14 protein-coding genes are annotated in these 19,618 nt (G+C 68.7%); 8 read left to right on the top strand and 6 right to left on the bottom strand.

Annotation, left to right across the window (positions count from 1 at the left end; all coding sequences use genetic code 11):
- Positions 1-210: 210 nt before the first annotated feature.
- Positions 211-1,902 (top strand): S8 family peptidase, encoded by a 1,692-nt coding sequence (locus AC3FOF_RS06205; protein ID WP_488726064.1) that lies wholly within the window; start codon positions 211-213, stop codon positions 1,900-1,902.
- A 65-nt stretch (positions 1,903-1,967) separates the two neighbouring features.
- On the opposite strand, the gene rrtA is transcribed toward AC3FOF_RS06205, so the two are convergent.
- Together rrtA and glnE are read right to left on the bottom strand one after the other, a co-directional pair.
- Positions 1,968-2,594 (bottom strand): rhombosortase, encoded by a 627-nt coding sequence (gene rrtA / locus AC3FOF_RS06200; protein ID WP_276268918.1) that lies wholly within the window; start codon positions 2,592-2,594, stop codon positions 1,968-1,970.
- Positions 2,591-5,431 (bottom strand): bifunctional [glutamate--ammonia ligase]-adenylyl-L-tyrosine phosphorylase/[glutamate--ammonia-ligase] adenylyltransferase, encoded by a 2,841-nt coding sequence (glnE, locus tag AC3FOF_RS06195; RefSeq protein WP_488726121.1) that lies wholly within the window; start codon positions 5,429-5,431, stop codon positions 2,591-2,593. Before glnE ends, rrtA begins: the two co-directional genes overlap by 4 nt.
- A 243-nt stretch (positions 5,432-5,674) precedes the next feature.
- Between glnE and AC3FOF_RS06190 the strand changes: the two genes are divergently transcribed.
- From AC3FOF_RS06190 to aroG, 4 genes are all read left to right on the top strand, one after another.
- Entirely contained in the window at positions 5,675-9,943 is a 4,269-nt protein-coding gene (locus AC3FOF_RS06190; protein WP_488726063.1) for a YhdP family protein, read from the top strand.
- Between the two features lie 141 nt (positions 9,944-10,084).
- Positions 10,085-10,927, top strand: a complete 843-nt coding sequence (locus AC3FOF_RS06185; protein WP_017229711.1) for a carbon-nitrogen hydrolase family protein — start codon at positions 10,085-10,087, stop codon at positions 10,925-10,927.
- Positions 10,928-11,061: 134 nt separating this feature from the next.
- On the top strand, positions 11,062-12,522 hold the full coding sequence (gene tldD, locus AC3FOF_RS06180) for a metalloprotease TldD (RefSeq protein ID WP_017229712.1): 1,461 nt from the start codon (positions 11,062-11,064) through the stop codon (positions 12,520-12,522).
- A gap of 410 nt (positions 12,523-12,932) precedes the next feature.
- Complete coding sequence (gene aroG / locus AC3FOF_RS06175) at positions 12,933-14,012, top strand: 3-deoxy-7-phosphoheptulonate synthase AroG (protein WP_017229713.1); 1,080 nt, start codon at positions 12,933-12,935, stop codon at positions 14,010-14,012.
- 22 nt (positions 14,013-14,034) lie between these two features.
- On the opposite strand, the gene AC3FOF_RS06170 is transcribed toward aroG, so the two are convergent.
- The 3 genes from AC3FOF_RS06170 to AC3FOF_RS06160 form a co-directional block, all read right to left on the bottom strand.
- Positions 14,035-14,217, bottom strand: coding sequence for a hypothetical protein (locus AC3FOF_RS06170; RefSeq protein WP_488726062.1), 183 nt, complete (start codon positions 14,215-14,217; stop codon positions 14,035-14,037).
- Positions 14,218-14,377: 160 nt separating this feature from the next.
- Positions 14,378-14,776 carry a c-type cytochrome gene (locus AC3FOF_RS06165; protein ID WP_488726061.1) on the bottom strand — a complete coding sequence of 133 codons (399 nt, stop codon included), beginning with the start codon at positions 14,774-14,776 and terminating at the stop codon, positions 14,378-14,380.
- Between the two features lie 12 nt (positions 14,777-14,788).
- Positions 14,789-15,136 carry a c-type cytochrome gene (locus tag AC3FOF_RS06160; protein WP_035810653.1) on the bottom strand — a complete coding sequence of 116 codons (348 nt, stop codon included), beginning with the start codon at positions 15,134-15,136 and terminating at the stop codon, positions 14,789-14,791.
- Between the two features lie 394 nt (positions 15,137-15,530).
- On the opposite strand from AC3FOF_RS06160, the gene AC3FOF_RS06155 reads away from it, so the two are divergent.
- The 3 genes from AC3FOF_RS06155 to AC3FOF_RS06145 are packed head-to-tail and all read left to right on the top strand — an operon-like array spanning position 15,531 to position 18,254.
- Positions 15,531-16,409: an AAA family ATPase gene (locus AC3FOF_RS06155; RefSeq protein WP_017226349.1), complete on the top strand. Its 879-nt coding sequence runs from the start codon at positions 15,531-15,533 to the stop codon at positions 16,407-16,409.
- 17 nt (positions 16,410-16,426) lie between these two features.
- Positions 16,427-17,032: a GNAT family N-acetyltransferase gene (locus AC3FOF_RS06150; RefSeq protein ID WP_017226348.1), complete on the top strand. Its 606-nt coding sequence runs from the start codon at positions 16,427-16,429 to the stop codon at positions 17,030-17,032.
- Positions 17,033-17,078: 46 nt separating this feature from the next.
- A complete protein-coding gene (locus AC3FOF_RS06145; protein WP_017226347.1) occupies positions 17,079-18,254 on the top strand; it encodes a vWA domain-containing protein in 1,176 nt (391 codons plus the stop codon).
- 212 nt (positions 18,255-18,466) lie between these two features.
- Here the strand turns inward: AC3FOF_RS06145 and AC3FOF_RS06140 are convergent, their stop codons facing one another.
- On the bottom strand, positions 18,467-19,615 hold the full coding sequence (locus AC3FOF_RS06140) for a DUF1501 domain-containing protein (protein WP_488726060.1): 1,149 nt from the start codon (positions 19,613-19,615) through the stop codon (positions 18,467-18,469).
- Positions 19,616-19,618 lie beyond the last annotated feature (3 nt).

Genomic DNA, 19,618 nt, shown 5'->3' with positions numbered 1-19,618 from the left:
ACGGCGCCGCCAAGCTTCATGTTCCTGCCAGATTCGTGTAGTCGAATGCCGTGCCGAAAGCGTTGAGCGTGAAACGTTCAACACTTTCACGTTCAACGCCGTAAACCGTAGTTCGCGACACGATCGCGTTCACACAGATTCCGGTGAGGCTCCACCAGGGGAAGCCCCACCGTGGCCGGGCCGGCCAGGGCTTAACGGGAGAAGGCAGACATGCAGCAACCGCATCGGTATCAAATTCGCGAGTCCGGGCGCATAGCGCGCCACGGCGCCCTGCTGCTGGCACTTGGCGCGGCACTGTGGCTGGGCGGACCGGCCACCGCCAGCGCGGCGCCAGATTCCGCCGCGCGGCCGACGCCGCACTACAGCGGGAATTTCATCGTGCGCTGGCGTGACGACACTGCCAGCACCACCACCATCGCCCCCGCCGCCGCGAGCAGCAGCGTTGCCGCCAGCAGCCAGTCCGACCGCATGCTGCGCATCCAGCAAAGCACCGGGGTGGCACTTTCGGTCAAGCGCCAGATGGGCGGCAACCTGCAATTGCTGAGCGTGGGCGAGCGCGATGCCGCCGATCCCGAAGCCACCGCCGCGCGCCTGCGCCAGGACCTGCGCATCGCGGAGGTAGTGCCGGACCGCTGGCTGCGCCTGCATGACACCACCCCCAACGATCCCGAGTTCGCCTTCAACCAGCCGTACCTCGGCACGCCCGCGCTGGCAACCGGCGGCGTCAACCTGCCGCCGGCATGGGACCGGACCCGCGGCAACAGCGGCCTGGTGATCGCGGTGGTCGATACCGGCTACCTGCCCCATCCCGACCTGGCCAGCCGCATCGTGCCTGGCTATGACTTCATCACCGACCCGGCCATCGCCAACGACGGCGATGGCCGCGACGCCGACGCCACCGATGCCGGCGATGGCGTGCCGGCCGGTTTCACCTGCCCCGGCACATCGACGCAGACCACCACGGCCACCCCCAACAGCTGGCACGGCACCCGCGTGGCGGGAACGCTAGGCGCGCTTACCAGCAACGGGCTGAACATCGCCGGGGTCGACTGGAACGCCCGCATCCAGCCGGTGCGCGTGTCCGGCCGCTGCGGCGCCCTGCTGTCGGACACAGTCGACGGCATGCGCTGGGCCGGCGGCCTGTCCGTGCCCAACGCCCCGGCCAACCCCACCCCCGCGCGCGTGGTCAACATCAGCCTGGGGGGCGGCACCTGCTCCAGCATCGAGCAGCAGGCCGTGAACGATCTCGCCGCAAAGGGCGTGGTCGTGGTCGCCGCGGCCGGCAACAGCGCAGGCGCGGTCGAGGCGCCAGCCGACTGCGCTGGCGTGGTGGCCGTCACGGCGCACGCCAATGACGGCGAGAACGTCAGCTATGCGAATACCGGGCCGCAGGTCTCGCTGAGCGCGCCGGGCGGCGGCTGCGGCAGATCCAAGATGTCGAGCGGCAGCTGCACGGTGACGCCGTCCTACATCCGCACGCTCTCCAATGACGGCACCACCTCGCTGGGCAACTACAACGTCATCAACTCCGAGGGCACCAGCTTCGCGGCGCCGCTGGTGTCGGGCGTGGCTTCGCTGATGCTGGCGGTCAACCCGGCGCTGACACCGGCCCAGGTGCTTGCCACGCTGGAAAGCTCGGCCCGGCCGCATCCGGCAGGCACCTACTGCACGGCCAGCGCCAATATCGGCACGTGCGGCGCGGGCCTGCTCGACGCCAACGCCGCCGTGATCGCCGCCGCACAGGTCGCGCCGGCACCCCAGCCCGCCACGCCCGCGCCGTCCTCCAGCGGCGGTGGCGGTGGCGGCGGCGCGCTTTCGTGGCCCGTTGCGCTGGGCCTGTGCGCCCTTGGCTTGCTGCTGGGCCTGGGCGGGCGTGTCCGGCAATCGGCGAAACGGCGCTAAGGATACGGCGGAACAAGGGCCAGGAGACGGCGCGGAAGATACGGCGCCTGGGCCAGGCCGGGCGGCTATGCGAATGGCTGCCCGGGCCGGCGGCGCCACCACTCCTGCAGCAGCCACAGCGCGAGGCCGGCTGCCGCGCCGGCGGCATGCGCGGCACGCACCACGCCAAAGCCCCACTGCGCATCGAACACCACCGGAGCGAGCCAGGACTGTTCCAGCCAGGTCTTGACCAGCACGCCAAGGCAAAGCGCCACGCCAATCGCGCGCGAGGCGCCGCCGCCGGACAGCAGGCGCAGGCCGCCCCACAGCGCCAGCCCGTGCAACGCGCCCGATAACCCGCCGTACCAGGCCACCGAGGGCACCCGGCACAGCATCAGCTGCGCCGCGACGCCACTGGCAAACAGCACGGCCAGCATGGCCCCGGCGCGCGCCTCGCGTCCGATCAGCAGCAGCAGGCCGGCAGCGGCCAGCAGGTTGGCCAGCCAGTGCCGCCAGCCCAGGTGTACCCACATCGCGGTGAACAGGCGCCACCATTCGCCCGCCACACCGCGCTCCATCACTGCCTCGCGCAGGTAGAGCCCATGGGCATGCAGCCAGGGCACGAAGGTGAAAGCGGCGCCCAGGGCGGCGACCGCCGCCAGCGCGCCCGGCAAGGCCGGCCAGCGCGCCCCGGCCGCGGACGGCAGGCTCATCGGCCGCCGGCTGCCACCGGCTCGCCGAACACCGCCTGCCAGAGCGTGCGCACCTGTTCCGCCTGCGGCGCCACCGCAGCCGGCGGCACCCGCGCGTGGACCTGCCCGTCCAGGCGCAACTGGTGCTGGCGGGCGCGGAACAGCCGATAGGCATCGCCCACCTCGCGCGCCAGCGCGGCGTCGATCAGGCCAAGCTCGCCAGCGGTGCGCAACAGCGCGATATTGCCGGCATTGCGCGTCAGCGCCGGATGCTCGTGGCTGTGCAGCAGCACCACGTATTGCACCGTGAATTCAATGTCGACCATGCCGCCGCGGTCGTGCTTGAGATCGAACAGCCCGCTCGGATTGGGATGGCCCTCGGCCACCTTGTGCCGCATGGCGACGATCTCGCCGCGCAGCGTGGCGGCGTCGCGCGGTTCGCGCAGGATCTCGTCGCGCAGGCTTTCGAAGTGGGCGCCGATGCCGGGATCGCCCGCGCAAAAACGCGCGCGCGTCAGGGCCTGGTGTTCCCATACCCACGCGGTGTTGTTGCCCTCGCGTTGCTGGTAGCGGCGGAACCCCTCGAAGCTGGTCACCAGCAGCCCCGCCTCGCCGTTGGGGCGCAAGCGCGTATCGACGTCGAACAGCGTGCCGGCGGGGGTATGGCTGGTCAGCCAGGTGATCAGCCGGCGCGCATAGGCGGCATAGACGTCGGGCGCGCGTTCGTGTTCGTCCTCGTAGAGGAAGATGATGTCGAGGTCGGAGGCGTAACCCAGTTCCTTGCCGCCCAGCTTGCCGTAGGCGATCACGGCGAAGCGCGGCTGCTCGGCATGCCGGCTGGCCAGCTGGCGCCAGACCGCCTGCAAGGTCACGTCGAGCATGGCATCGGCCAGATCCGACAAGCGGTCCGCGATCTGCTCCACCGTCAGCATGCCTTGCAGGTCTTGCAGCAGGATGCGGAAGGTCTCGGCATGATGCTCGCGGCGCAGGATGTCCATCTGCGCTTCGATCTGCCCGTCGGCTGCGTCCAGGCGCGCGGCCAGCCGCCGGCGGAAACCGCCCCAGTCGGGCGCGCCGGCCAGCGCATCGCTGTCGAGCAGTTCGTCGAGCAGTTGCGGGTGGCGCGTCAGGTAAGCGGCGGCCCAGCTCGACGCATGCAGGGTATCGGCCACGCGCGCCATCGCCTGCGGGTATTCGGACAGCAGGGACAGGTAGGAGGCGCGGCGGCTGATGGCATCGAGGAAGTCGATGAAGCGCGCGATGGTGCTGTCGGCATCGTCCTGGCGCGCGGCCAGGTCAAGGGCGCGGTTGACCAGCAGGTCGAAGCGCGCCCGGCTCGGCTCGGACAGCGCCCGGTAGCGCAGCGAGGCACCGATCGCGCGCAGGCGGTCGAGCAAGCCGTTGCAATCGCCGAAGCCGGCCGCGGCCAGGCGCTCGCACGGGGGATCGTCCTGCTCTTCCTGTATCAGCGCCGGCCACAGCGCCTCGCACGTCGCGTGGGCTTCGTCGGGGTCGGAGAAGGTGGCTTCGAACTGTTGCGCGACCGGATCCTGCAGCGACGACAGCCGCTCCAGCAAGGCCGGCCAGTCCGCGCAGCCCATCATCCGCGCTACCGCCTGCTGCTCCTCCGGCACGGTGGGCAAGTGGTGGGTCTGGGCATCGTCGCGATACTGCAGGCGGTGCTCGAGCTGGCGCAGGAAGCGGTAGGCATCGGCCAGCTGCTCGGCCTGGCCGGCTGGCAGCAGGCCATGCTCCACCGCCACGGCCAGGACTTCAAGGGTGGGCCGGATGCGCAGCGCCGGATCCTGTCCGCCGCGGATCAGCTGGAAGACCTGGGCCATGAACTCGATCTCGCGGATACCGCCGCGGCCCAGCTTGATATTGAAGGCGCGCTGGTTGACCCGCTGGCCGCCGCCCGGCGCCGCCAGTCCGCCGCTGCGCTTGGCGGCCTCGGCGCGGATCTGCGCATGCAGCGAGCGGATGGCGGCGATCACGCCGTAGTCGAGGTAGCGGCGGAAGACGAAAGGCGTGGTCAGGCTGGCCAGTTGGGCCGCCGTGCGCTGCGCATGCGGACTGTCGAGCGCCGAGACCACCCGGCCCTTGATCCAGGCGTAGCGCTCCCACTCGCGCCCCTGCACCACCAGGTATTGCTCCAGCATGCCCAGGCTGCAGGCCAGCGGACCGGCGTCGCCGTTGGGCCGCAGCCGCATGTCGACGCGGAACACGTAGCCGTCCGCCGTCACGTCGGCGAGCAGGTTGATCAGGCGCCGTCCCAGCCGGATGAAGTATTCATGGTTGGACAGGCTGCGCGTGCCGCCCCGGGTCTCGCCGTCTTCGTCGTACAGGAAGATCAGGTCGATATCGGACGACACGTTGAGCTCGCGCCCGCCGAGCTTGCCCATGCCGACCACCACCAGCTCCTGAACCTCGCCGCTGGCCTCGCCCACCGGCCGGCCGTAGGTCGGCGCCAGGTCGGCCTCCAGCATGGCCATGCCGTACTGGATACCCAGCTCGGCCAGATCCGTCATCGCGCCGGTCACCTCGCGCAGGCTCGCTACGCCGCGCAGGTCGCGCTCGATAACGATGCACATCACTTCGGCGCGCAGCTGCCGCAGCGCTCGCTTGGCGGCTTCCTCGACGTCGGCCGACGGCTGGTGCAGGGCCTTCAGCCGTGCCTCCATCCAGGCGCGCGTGAGCGGCTCCCCGCACGCGAGCGCCACGATTTCGGCCAGCTCCGGCCGGGCCTGCACCATACGGCGGATGTAATGCGAATAGGCAGGCGAGTACAATGCCTTGCCGGCGCAATCGACCGGCACGAGTTCCGCCGCGGCCACCACCGCGAACGGGCCGGTGGCCATGTCGGCCACAGCCTGCCTGGCAGCGCTGGAAGTGTTGCCGGGCGCATGTTCGCCGGCGTGGCCGGCCCCGCTTGCACCCTTGCTTGCGGCGGCATCGGGCGCGGCCGTGGAACTCGTGGGATCAGAGGAAGTCATTCCTGTTACTTGGAAGCGCGTGAGCCGGCCCCGTGCCGGCCCGCGCGTTGTGCACGGCCGGTCAGGCACCGAATTGGAGAGCGCCTAGTATTGTCGGATAATCTGCGCATGTCCAGCCGCGCCACCCCACCCGCCGAATCCACCACCGCCACCGCCGGCGGCACGCCTGGACACGAGGGAAGCGCCGGCCCGGGCACCTCTCCATGGCGGCAGGCCGCCCGGCTCGCGCGCGCGCCCGGCCGCGCCCTGCTGGCCGCCCTGCGCCACCCCATGTGGCGGGGGCTGGGCCGCGTGCTGATACGGCTGGCGCTCGCGCTGCTGGTGGTTGCACTGCTGGCGGGCCTGCTGATCCGCTTCGTGCTGTGGCCGCAGGCGTCCGCCGCCCGCACCTGGCTGGAGCAACGTGGCTCGGTGGCCCTGGCCGCGCATTTCAGCATCGGCCAGCTGGATACCTACTGGGATGGCTGGCATCCCGCCTTCCACGCCCGCGATGTCAAAGCGGTCGATACCGAACAACGCGTGTTGCTGGCCGCGGGCAGCCTCGACGGCAGGCTCTCGTGGCGCTCGCTGTTCAGCATGGACCTGCTGTTCCAGCACATCTCCGCCCGCCAGACCGACCTGCTGGTGCGCCGCTCGGCCGACGGCAAGCTCCAGGTCGCCGGGCTGGCCGTGGACACCACCGGGGCCCGGCCACAGGACAACCGCCTGTTCGACTGGCTGCTGGCGCAAGGCAAGGTGGAACTCAGCGACGGCAAGCTGCGCTGGCTCGACGACAGGAACCGCCTGCCGCAACTCGATGTCGGCAATATCCAGTTCAGCGCCCGCCGTCTGGGTACGCGCCACATCGTCAAGCTGGAGGCGCAATCGGCGACGCTTGCGCCGCGCCCCCTGTCGATGCAGGCGGATTTCCGCCATGAGTACCTGCATAGCGCCGGCGACTGGCACAACTGGCACGGGCAGGCCAGCTGGGACCTGGGCCGGCTCGAGCTGCCGGTACTGCAGCGCTATACGGCGATCTTCGACCGCGTCGCGCGCGGTACCTTCAGCACCGACGGCACCATCGAGTTCCGCGGCGGCCAGGTCACCCGCAGCCAGGCCAGGCTGCGGGCCAGCGACGTCGACCTGCAACTGGCCGGGGCGCCGGAACCGCTCAAGCTCGCCAGCGCGCAGGCCTTCGTGATGCACCGCGCCGGCCGCGACCGCGACAACGTCCTCACCATCGATACCCTGCTGTGGCAGCCGGAGCCGGCCGAAGGCCCGGCGGCGTCGGCGCCGCCGGCGGCCTCGCCGGCCAGCCAGGCCGCCGCGGAGAGTGGCTGGCGCGAAGGCATGCGCAAGGTAGTGGTGGGCTGGGCCACCGACAACAAGGGCGCGCTGCGCAAGTTCTCGCTGAAGGCGCCCACCTTCGACCTGAACACGGTGCGGGCGCTGGCCATGTCGCTGCCGCTCGACACCGCGTTGTCGCGCCAGCTGCGGGCGCTGCAGCCCGCCGGCCACGTCGACAACCTGGACGTGAGCTGGACACGCGATCGCCAGGGCCTGCTCAGCCGGCATGAGGGCCAGCCCCACTTCAATGTCCAGGGCACCCTGCGCAATGTTTCCGTGCGCGAGCAGCCGGCGAGCCCGCCGCTCGCCGCGAACGGCAAGCCCCACCTGGGCGTGCCGGGGTTTTCAAGGATCTCCGGCAGCTTCAGCCTCGACGAGCGGCAAGGCAGCGCCCGCTTCGAGGGCAGCAACGCCGCACTGGTACTCCCGGGCATGTTCGAGGATCCGCGCCTGACCTTCGACCAGATCAGCGGCGAGCTGCGCTGGACCCACGACGACGGCAAGCTCTCGGTACGCACCGACGGCGTGCGTTTCGCCAACGCGGACACCGCCGGCACCGTGCGCGGCACCTGGCACGCCGGCGGCGACGGGCACGGCGGCATTGCCGATCTCTCCGGCGAACTGGAGCGCGCCCAGGTCAGCCGCGTGCCGCGCTACCTGCCCATGGGCATGCCCGCGGCGACGCGGCAGTACCTGGCCGGCGCCCTGGTCGCCGGCGAAGCCAGCGGCGTCAAGTTCCTGCTCAAGGGCGACCTGGAGCACTTCCCCTTCCACAGCCCGCATGAAAAAGCCGGCGACTTCCGGGTCGAGGTGCCGATCCAGCATGTGAGCTACCAGATCGCCCCCCACGAGAGCGCGGCGCCGGGCAGCATCGCCAGCGCCAACAACGGCGGCAAGGCCTGGCCGAACTTCACCGACATCAGCGGCCACCTGCTGTTCGAACGCGGCAGCCTGTCCTTCGTGGCGCAGCGCGCCGGCGTGCAAGGCATTGCCGGCGTCACGCTGCAGGACGTCAACGGCCGCATCGCCGATCTCAGCGATCATGGCCGCCTGATCCTCGACGGCAGCGCCAGCGGCGCGATGACGGGCTTCCTGCGCTTCGTCGCCGCCAGCCCGGTGCGCGACTGGACCGGCCAGGTGACCAGCGACGCGCGCGCCCAGGGCAATGGCGAACTACGGCTCAAGCTCGACCTGCCGCTGACCGAAACGCATGCCGCCAAGGTGGACGGCCAGTTCCGGCTGCCCGGCAACGATGTCGTGCTGACCCCGCAGCTGCCTGTGCTGGCCGGCACCACGGGCGCCATCGCCTTCAATGAGCACGGCTTCCAGCTCAATGACCTGCGGGCACGTTTCATGGGCGGAGAAATCCGCGCCAGCGGCGGCAGCCAGGCGGACGGCACGGTACGCGTCAATGCCGGCGGCAGCGCCACTGCCCAGGGCATCCGCGAGGCGATTTCCGGCTCGCCGATGGCCGGGCTGGCGCAGAAGCTCGAGGGCAGCACGGCTTACAGCGCGGTGATCGGCGTGCGCGACCACCAGCCGCAGATCACCGTCGCCTCGGAGCTGGCCGGCCTGGCGGTGGGCTTGCCCGCCCCGCTGGCCAAGAGCGCCGCCCAGGCCGTCCCGTTGCGCTTCGACCTGCGCCCTGCCGCCGCCCGCGCCGGCAGCGACGAGATGCTGGTGCAGTACGGCAACGTGCTCAATGCGCGCTATCTGCTGCGCCGTAACGCCGACGGCGTGGAGGTGCAGTCCGGCGGCATCGGCATAGAGCAGCCGGCGCCACAGCCGGGCAGCGGTGTCGCCGCAGCGCTTACCGCCACCCGCTTCGACCTCGATGCCTGGCGCGGCCTGTTCGCGGAGAGCGGCAAGGCCGGTTCCGCCGCGGCCGTCTCGCCGTTCACGCCGGAGAAGATTTCCGCGCACGTGCACACGCTGCAGGCTTTCGGCCGCGAGTTCGACGAGGTGGTGCTCGAGGCCAGCCGCGAGACCGGCGGCTGGGGCGTCCAGCTCGATACCCGCCAGATTGCCGGCAACGTGCGCTGGCGCGAAGATGCTGCCACCCCCGCGGGGGCGCTTACGCTGCGCCTTTCGCGGCTGAATATCCCCGACAGCAGCGACGCCGGCAATATCGAGGATGCGCTGGCCGCCAATACCGGCGAGCTGCCTGCCCTGGACCTGGTCGCCGATCGTTTCCAGCTGCATGGCCGCGACTTCGGCAAGCTGGAGGTCAAGGCGCACGCCAGCGCCAACGGTGGCGAGCCGGTGTGGACGCTCGAGCGCCTGCTGATCGAGCAACCCGGCGCCACCTTCACCGGCAGCGGCAGCTGGCGCATGCCGCGCCGGCTGCGCGAAGGCGCCAGCGCCGAACGCCGCACCCTGCTCGATTTCAAGCTCGATGTCCGCAACGGCGGCCAGGTGCTCGAGCGCATGGGCCTGCCGCACATGCTGGCCGACGGGCGCGGCACCCTGGAGGGCCGGGTGGCGTGGCGCGGCTCGCCGTTGGCCATCGACTATCCGACCTTGTCCGGCCGCATGAAGCTGAAGCTGGAAAATGGCCAGATTCTCAGCGTGGACCCGGGCGCGGCCAAGCTGCTGGGCGTACTCAGCCTGCAAGGCCTGATGCGGCTGGCGACCTTCGACTTCCGCGGCGTAGCGGGCCAGGGCATGCCATTCGACGAGATCACGGGCACCGGCACCATCGACAAGGGCGTGGCCAGCACCGGGGATTTCGAACTCAGAGGCGGCCAGCTGCGAGCCGCCATGACAGGCAGCGCGAACATCCCCCGCGAAACGCAGGATCTCGAGGTCACGGTGGTGCCGCGCATCAACGCCACTTCCGCTTCGGTGGCGGCGGCCTTCATCAATCCCGCGCTGGGCATCGGCACACTGGCGGCCCAGCTGATGTTTGCCGATGAGTTCTCCAAGGCCTTCAGCCGCCGCTACCACATCAGCGGCGGCTGGGCGAACCCGCAGATCACCAAAGTGGGGGAGAATAAGGCCGACTCCGCGCCGGTGCAGGGATCGTCGGGCCGTGTCTACCCAGTGCCATGAACCCGGCACGGATCGCGGCCGCAGCCAGCCGGGATCCGTCGCCATGCGCGCCGTCAGGCATGCCGCGGCGCCGTTTTTGCAGGGATGGACCAGCCCGCGCCCCGGCGCACGCCGCAAGCCGCAAGCCAAGGAAACCGACACATGACCGCAACCGCCGCTCCCGCCACCAGTGCCGCCCCCTTTCGCGTCGCCGCCGTCCAGACCGTCAGCGGCATTTCACCCGAGGCCAACCTGGCCCGTGCCGAAGCGCTGATCGCGCAGGCCGCACACGGCGGCGCGGAGCTGGTCTTGCTGCCGGAGTATTTCTGCCTCATGGGCCAGCGCGAAGACGACAAGGTGGCCATCCGCGAGCGCGATGGCGACGGCCCGATCCAGGCTTTCCTGGCCAACGCCGCGCGCCGCCACCGCGTCTGGCTGGTGGGCGGCACCCTGCCGCTGTGGTGCGCAGACGAGGCCCGCGTCTACAACACCTCGCTCGCCTACGACCCGCGCGGCGAACGGGTCGCGCGCTACGACAAGATCCACCTGTTCGGCTTCACGCGGGGCACCGAAAGCTACGACGAATCGCGTACCATCCTGGCCGGCAATACCCCGGCCAGCTTCGACGCACCCTGCGGCCGGGTCGCCATGTCGGTCTGCTACGACCTGCGTTTCCCGGAGCTGTACCGCCAGCTGGCGGCAGGCGGCGGCACCAGCCTGATTCTGATGCCGGCGGCCTTCACCTACACCACGGGGCAGGCGCACTGGGAAATCCTGCTGCGCGCCCGCGCCATCGAGAACCAGTGCTATGTGCTTGCCGCGGCACAGGGAGGCAAGCATGAGAATGGCCGCCGCACCTGGGGCCACTCCATGCTGATCGACCCCTGGGGCGAGGTGATGGCGGTGCTGCCGGAGGGCGAAGGCGTGGTAAGCGGCCTGATCGATCCCGCGCGCCTGGACGAAGTGCGGCAGAACCTGCCTGCACTGCGGCATCGGGTGCTGTAGCATGTGCAACCAGACTGGTGTCCTGAATCTGGAGTTTTCAGGGCACCAGGCCGATTCGACAAGAATCGCGAGAATCCCAGCTTTTTACGTGGCGGCGCATGACGCCGCCACGGCACGACGACAAAAGGACAACCATGAACGCCGGCGACCTCGGAATCCGCAATCTCGCCACCGCCCAGCAATTGCTGCTGGCTCCCTACGGCCTCGACGAAGTCAAGCTGCAGCGCGTGCTGGCAGACATCTTCACACATAAGGTCGACTACGCCGACCTCTACTTCCAGTACACCCGCAACGAGGCGTGGAGCCTGGAAGAAGGCATCGTCAAGTCGGGCAGCTTCAGCATCGACCAGGGCGTGGGCGTACGCGCCGTCTCGGGCGACAGGACCGCCTTCGCCTACTCCGACGACATCAGCCTGGACGCCCTGCTGAAGGCAGGGGCCGCCACCCGCACCATCGGCCGCGCCGGCAGCGGCCGCGTCAAGGTGGCGGGCAAGATGGCTTCGCAGGGCGGGCGCAACCTCTATTCCCCCAATGATCCGCTCGACTCGATGGAAGCCGCCGACAAGGTCGCGCTGCTCGAGCGCGTGGAGCGCATGGCACGCGCCAAGGATCCGCGCGTGGTGCAGGTGATGGCAGGCCTGGCCGGCGAATACGACGTGGTGCTGGTGGCGCGCAGCGACGGCGTCATCGCCGCCGACGTGCGCCCGCTGGTGCGGGTGTCGGTCACCGTGATCGCCGAGCAGAACGGTCGCCGCGAAATCGGCTCCTCCGGCGGCGGTGGACGCTATGCCTATGGCTATTTCAGCGACGAACTGCTGCAGAAATACGTGGACGAGGCAGTGGCCTCGGCCCTGGTCAACCTGGAGGCGCGCCCTGCCCCGGCCGGCGCCATGACCGTGGTCCTCGGCCCGGGCTGGCCCGGCGTGCTGCTGCACGAAGCCATCGGCCACGGCCTGGAAGGCGACTTCAACCGCAAGGGCTCGTCGGCCTTCGCCGGCCGCATGGGCGAGCGCGTGGCGGCCAAGGGCGTGACCGTGGTGGACGACGGCACCCTGACCAATCGCCGCGGCTCGCTCAACCTCGACGACGAGGGCAATCCGACCCAGTGCACCACGCTGATCGAGGACGGCATCCTCAAGGGCTATATCCAGGACACCCTCAACGCACGCCTGATGAAGATGCCGGTAACCGGCAACGCGCGCCGCGAAAGCTACGCCGCGCTGCCGATGCCGCGCATGACCAACACCTACATGCTCAACGGCGAGCGCGACCCGCAGGAAATCATCGCCAGCGTCAAGCGCGGCCTCTACGCGGTCAACTTCGGCGGCGGCCAGGTCGACATCACCAACGGCAAGTTCGTGTTCTCCGCCAGCGAGGCCTACCTGATCGAGGACGGCAAGATCACCTCGCCGGTCAAGGGCGCCACGCTGATCGGCAACGGCCCGGAGTCGCTCAAGGACGTCACCATGATCGGCAACGACATGCGCCTGGATTCGGGCGTAGGCGTGTGCGGCAAAGAAGGCCAGAGCGTGCCGGTGGGCGTGGGCCAGCCGACCCTGCGCATCGAGAACATGACCGTGGGCGGCACGGCCTGACGCCAGTCCCGCCAGCCCGGCCTCCCGGGCCGGCAACGTCCGGCGCTTGCCCGAGGTCATGCCGGACGCTTGCCAAGCCCTGCAAAACGCGCTATAAAGATGCTTCGTTGCCCGATGGTCAACCGCTGCTGCCGGCAAATCCGGCAGTCCCGGCGCAATTTAATGCCATCCCGTGACGCGTTGCCGCAAATAACCAACGCTTGCTGAGCCAGATCCCATCCATGTCCGCTAAGTTTTACTTTTACTTTTTTAGCGATCTCGCACCGCTGGCGGATGGAGAGGGACGGTCGTAAGCACCCCCGGAATTCAAAAAAAGCCGCCAGCGAACCTGGCGGCTTTTTTTATCGCGGCACGCAACCAGATCCAGCCCAGACACCCCAAACACACGACCCACAAAATCCGGAGCCATCATGCTGAAGAACACCGACGACCTGCGCATTCGCGAACTCAAGGAATTGTTGCCGCCGGCACACGTGATCCGCGAGTTCGCCTGCTCCGAGACGGCGTCCGACGTGATCTACGGCGCCCGCCAGGCCATGCACCGGATCCTGCACGGCATGGATGACCGCCTGATCGTCATCATCGGGCCCTGCTCCATCCATGACACCCGCGCCGCGCTCGAGTACGCCAAGCTGCTCAAGGTCCAGCGCGACCGCTTCGCCGGCGAACTGGAAGTGGTGATGCGGGTGTATTTCGAGAAGCCGCGCACCACGGTGGGCTGGAAGGGGCTGATCAACGATCCGCACATGGATGGCAGCTTCAAGATCAACGACGGCCTGCGTATCGCGCGCGAACTGCTGCTGAACATCAGCGAACTGGGCGTGCCCACCGGCACCGAGTACCTGGACATGATCAGCCCGCAATACATCGCCGACCTGGTCAGCTGGGGCGCTATCGGCGCGCGTACCACCGAGAGCCAGGTACACCGCGAACTGGCATCCGGACTGTCGTGCCCGGTCGGGTTCAAGAACGGCACCGACGGCAACGTCAAGATCGCGGTCGACGCGATCAAGGCCGCCTCGCAGCCCCACCATTTCCTCTCGGTGACCAAGGGCGGCCACTCCGCCATCGTCTCGACCTCGGGCAATGAGGATTGCCACATCATCCTGCGTGGCGGCAAGGCGCCCAACTACGATGCCGCCAGCGTGCAGGAAGCTTGCGAGGCGATCGCCAAGGCCGGCCTGGCCGCGCGCCTGATGATCGACGCTTCGCATGCCAACAGCAGCAAGAAGCACGAGAACCAGATCCCCGTCTGCGAGGACATCGGCCGCCAGATGGCCGCGGGCGACGAACGCATCGTCGGCGTGATGGTGGAGTCGCACCTGGTGGCCGGCCGCCAGGATCACGCGCAAGGCACCCCGGTGGAAAACCTGACCTATGGCCAGTCGGTCACCGATGCCTGCATCGGCTGGGACGACTCGCTCAAGGTGCTGGAAACGCTGGCCGAGGCAGTCAAGGCACGCCGGCTGGCGAAGGGCAGCGGCAACTGAGCAAGGCCCCGGGCGCCGCGCGTCAGTGCGGCGCCGGCCGGCGGGCCGGCACCGGCTGCGCCTTGGCCTGCAGGGCATCGGCCTGGGGCACAAGCCGGCTGATCGCGGGCGGAAAGGCCGCCGTGATCAACTTGCCCTCATTGGGACGGTCCAAGCCCGCGATGCCGCCCGTGGCGCCGCCCACCACCAGGGCCACCAACGCCATGCCAGCCCGCTTCCCCAACCGGATATCCGTGGAGCGGCGATTATGTTGCGCTGCCCGCGTCACCTTGCCCGTCCGCCGCCCACGCTGTCCGGCGCCGCGCGGGCAAGAAAAAGCCGCTTGCGGGAAGCGGCTTGTCTTGCTGCCCCGACGGCGCGCAGGATTACTTCTTCAGCACCAGTCCGCCCGGCAGCGATTCGATATAGGCGGCGATGTCCTTCAGCTCGTCGCGGGTGAAGGGACGCGGCTTGCCGTCCTTGCCCGTCACGCCCGGATTGGCATTGACCTGGCCCGCCATGATGGCGTTGGAGCGGCCCACCTGCGGGTTGGTGGTGATCTGGTAGGCGGCCAGGGCGTGGTACAGGTAGTCGGCGTGCTGGCCGGCCAGCTTCGGGTAGTCCGGGCTGATCGGGGCATTCAGGCCGGCGCCGTGGCAGGCAGCGCAATTGCCCTTCTCCACCAGCGCCTTGCCGGCGGCCAGGTCGGCAGCCGAGGCGGTGATGGCCGAGGCGCCCAGCACGAGTGCGCCGATCGCGAGCGAGAGCGTCTTAAGCGTATTCATGGATGGGTCCTCTTACTTCTGGGTGTTGTTGGCCGAGCTGGACGTCTGCTGGGCATAGTAGGCAGCGACGTCGGCGATGTCCTGGTCGGTCAGGGTCGCGGCAATGCCACGCATGGTCGGGTGCTTGCGGTCGCCCTTCTGGTATTCCTTGAGCGCATTCTCGATGTACTTGGCGTTCTGGCCGCCGAGCAGGGGCACCTGGTACACCTCGGGGAATGACGCGCGATAGCCGGGAATCCCATGGCAGCCGATACACATGGCGACCTTGTTCTTGGCGGCGTCCACATTGCCCTTGACTTCCTGGGCTTGCGCAGCCGTTGCGGCTGCGCCCAGCACCACCATCGTGAGGAGCTTTTTCATTGTCGTAGCTGTTGGAAGTGTTAAACCCTGGGTGACCTGCCCGACCGGTCGGAAATGGCTTCAGAATGTGCCCGGCGAGGCCGCATCTGCCTGCGGCCCAGGGTGGCACTGCCTGGGTGGGCCGGGATGCCACGGCGCTGCATGGCATATCGGCGCTGTCTCCGCCTCATTCTGGAACCATCTCTTGTGATCGCCGCCTCCCGGCAACGACCGCGAGAACGACAAGGCGGACAAGGCGGGGGTGGAGGATTGGACGTGGGGGGCGCGTCAAACCGCCGCATTGTACCGCAGGCTGCACGCGGCAGTCCAGCAGGGCGCGGCCGACCATACGCGAACCGAAAAGCTCTTTTATACTGGCCGATTCCGACACGCACAAACCCCTTCAGGTTGCCACATGTCCAACACCACCAACGCCAGCCAGAACCAGCAGACCCGTTTCGAAGGCAGCCAGCAATATGTCGCCACCGATGACCTCAAGCTGGCCGTCAACGCCGCCCGCGCCCTGCAGCGCCCGCTCCTGATCAAGGGCGAGCCCGGCACCGGCAAGACCATGCTGGCCGAGGAAGTGGCGGCGGCGCTCGGCATGCCGCTGCTCCAGTGGCACATCAAGTCGACCACCAAGGCCCAGCAGGGCCTGTACGAATACGACGCGGTGTCGCGCCTGCGCGATTCGCAGCTCGGCGACGACCGCGTCCACGACATCCGCAACTACATCGTCAAGGGCGTGCTGTGGCAGGCCTTCGAGGCCGACCAGCAGGTGGTGCTGCTGATCGACGAGATCGACAAGGCGGACATCGAATTCCCCAACGACCTGCTGCGCGAAATCGACCGCATGGAATTCTATGTGTACGAGACGCGCGAACTGGTCAAGGCGCGCCATCGCCCGCTGGTGATCATCACCTCGAACAATGAAAAGGAACTGCCCGACGCCTTCCTGCGCCGCTGCTTCTTCCACTACATCAAGTTCCCCGACGCCGAGACCATGCAGCGCATCGTCGATGTGCACTACCCTGGCATCAAGCGCGAGCTGGTGGCGGCCGCGCTCGAATCCTTCTACGAGATGCGCAACCTGCCGGGCCTGAAGAAGAAGCCCTCCACGTCGGAGCTGATCGACTGGCTCAAGCTGCTGATGGCCGAAGACATCCCGCCCGAGGCGCTCAAGAGCCCGGACAAGAAAGCCGCGATCCCGCCGCTGCATGGCGCGCTGCTGAAGAACGAACAGGACGTGCACCTGTTCGAGCGGCTGGTGTTCATGAACCGCGCCAACCGCTGAGACGGGAGCCCGCCACCATGAACGCCTTCGTCAAGCCCGTCACCCTGAGCGGCCGCCACGCGGTACTGGAACCCCTGGATGCGAGCCACGCAGCCGGCCTGCGCCACGCGGTGGCGGACGGCGAGCTGTGGCGGCTCTGGTACACCAGCGTGCCCGCGCCCGAGGCCATCGACGCCGAGATCGCGCGGCGCCTGGCTTGCCAGCAGGAAGGCTCATGGCAGCCTTTCGCCGTGCGCGACGCGGCCAGCGGCGACCTCGTCGGCATGACCAACTTCATGCATATCGAAGCCGCCCACCGCCGCCTGGAGATCGGCGCCACCTGGTATGCGCGGCGCGTGCAGCGCAGCGCCATCAACACCGAATGCAAGCTGATGCTGCTCACGCACGCCTTCGAGCAGCTGGAATGCATCGCGGTGGAGTTCCGCACGCACTGGATGAACCACCAGAGCCGCGCCGCCATCGCCCGCCTCGGCGCCAAGCAGGACGGCGTGCTGCGCAACCACCAGCGCATGCCCGACGGATCCCTTCGGGACACGGTGGTGTTCTCCATCATCGCCAGCGAGTGGCCGGCGGTGAAGCGCCACCTGCAATACCGCCTGGACCTGCCGGGGCGCGCCTCGTGAACACGCAAGCCAGCCACCGCCCCGGGAAACTCTGAGCGAGACCACCATGCTGATCGATTTCTTCTTCTCGCTGCGCCATGCCAAGCTGCCGGTATCGGTCAAGGAATACCTGACCATGCTGGAGGCGCTCAAGGCCGAGGTGATCACGCCCTCGATCGACGAGTTCTACTACCTGTCGCGCATGACGCTGGTCAAGGACGAGAAGCACTTCGACAAGTTCGACCAGACCTTCGCGGCCTACTTCAAGGGTGTGGAGAGCCTGGTCGACTGGAAGTCGGACATTCCCCTGGACTGGCTGCAGAAAACCCTGGAGCGCGAACTCTCCGCCGAGGAAAAAGCCAAGATCGAGGCCATGGGCGGGCTCGACAAGCTGATGGAGCGGCTCAAGCAGCTACTCGACGAGCAAAAGGAAAAGCACGAGGGCGGCAACAAATGGATCGGCACCGGCGGCACCTCGCCGTTCGGGCACGGCGGCTACAACCCCGAAGGCATCCGCATCGGCGGCCCCTCCAAAGGCAACCGCACCGCCATCAAGGTATGGGAGGCGCGCGCCTACAAGGACTACGACGATCAGGTCGAACTGGGCACGCGCAATATCAAGGTGGCGCTGCGCCGCCTGCGCCGGTTCGCACGCGAAGGCGCCGAGACCGAACTGGACCTGGACGACACCATCCACGCCACCGCGGCCAACGCCGGCCTGCTCGACATCAAGCTGCGTCCCGAGCGCCACAACAAGGTCAAGGTGCTGATGCTGATGGACGTGGGCGGCTCGATGGACGACCACATCAAGCGCGTGGAAGAATTGTTCTCGGCCACCAAGACCGAGTTCAAGCACCTGGAGTATTACTACTTCCACAACTGTGTCTATGACTACGTGTGGAAAAACAACCGCCGCCGCCACGCGGAGAAGATCGCCACCTGGGACCTGATCCACAAATACACGCCCGACTACAAGGTGATCTTCGTCGGCGATGCCACCATGAGCCCGTATGAGATCCTGCAGCCGGGCGGCTCGGTGGAATACAACAACCCGGAAGCCGGCGCGGTCTGGCTCAACCGGCTGATCGAGCAGTTCCCGCGCTTCGTCTGGCTCAACCCCGAGCCGGAAGGGCTGTGGCAATACCGGCAGTCGGTGACGGTGATCAACCAGATCATGAAGTCGCGTATGTATCCGGTGACGCTTGGTGGGCTGGAGCAGGCGATGCGGGTGTTGTCGAAGTAGTAGTGGTGACTCGAAAGGCTTGACTGCAAAGTCAAGAATCAAAAGCCGTATCGCCGCGGCTCGCTTCGCGTCGCCCATGGGTGCGGCCCGCCTGGGGGCGGCTCACACAGCTGGAATCAGACCAGCGCAGGGTCCTCTGCCCCGAGAACGTGGCACTCGCACGAACGTCCGAAGGGCGGGAACGAGCGGGGCCGGAATACCGCCCGCCTGTGTCAGGCGCGCAGCAGTCCGCCCAGCATCCCCCCCTGCCCGCCCCCGCGCCCGAACAGCGTGCGCGCCACGCGCTCGCCGTCCAGCCCGAAGCTCTGCGCCGCCGCCGCGGCAATCAAGGCGTCCAGGTCGGCGGTCGGCGCCAGGTCGCGCCCCTGGTAGAGCGCGCCCTGCGCCAGCCCTGGCCAGTCGGCCAGCACCCTCCCCCCTTTGACCGATCCGCCCAGGAGCATCGCCGCGGAAGCGGTGCCGTGATCGGTACCGCCGGTGCCGTTGGCGGCTGCGGTGCGGCCGAACTCGGTCGCCACCAGTACCGTGGTGCGCTCCCACACCGGCCCCAGCCCGTCGCGCAGCGACGCCAGCATGGCGTCCAGCGCCTTGAGCCGGGCAGCCAGCCGCGGCGCCTGCGCGCTGTGCGTATCCCAGCCACCGGTCTCGATCATGGCGATACGCGGCCCGTCGGCGCGCGCCAGAAAGCCGGCGGCCAGCCGGCCCAGGCTGGCCGGGTCCTGGCGCGCGCCGGCGTCGCCGGCCAGCCCGCGGGCCTGCATCGCGGCATTCCATAGCGGGTGCAGCTGCGGGTCCATCTCGTAAAGCTGCCCGACGCGCGCGAGCAGATCGTCCGGCGCGGCCGGCAGCGCCGATGGCGCATAGGAGGCGACCTCAGCCTGCCCGCGCAGCGCCGCCGGCACGGTCGGCGCGAAGGCGATGGCGTTGTCGGCCCGCCTCGGCAGCAGGCCCACCAGCCGGTTCAGCCAGCCGTCCTTGACCTGGTACGGCGCATTGCCGCCGGTTTCCAGCACGTTCTGGCCGTCGAAGTGCGAACGCTCGCGGTAGGGAGACGCCACCGCCTGCACGAAAAGCGCCTGGCCGGCGCCATACAGGCGCGCCGTTTCCGCCAGCGCGGGATGCAGCGCAAACATGCCGTCCAGCCGCGTGGCCTGCGCGGCATCGATGGCCAGCGCACCGCGCAGGCGCGCATAGCCGGGATCAGCATAGGGGATCACGGTATTCAGGCCATCAGCGGCGCCGCGCTGGATGACGAAGACAAAGCGCCGGTCGGAATCCACGCTGGCCAGGGTGAGGCGTGGCAAGGCGAGCATGGCGCCCGCGCCGGCGGTGACGCGCAGGAAATCTCGGCGGGAAAACATGGA

The organism is Cupriavidus sp. 96C5-1, from assembly GCF_057798855.1.
The sequence above is the reverse complement of the archived record's forward strand: the minus strand, read 5'-3'. Positions and strand labels throughout refer to the sequence as shown.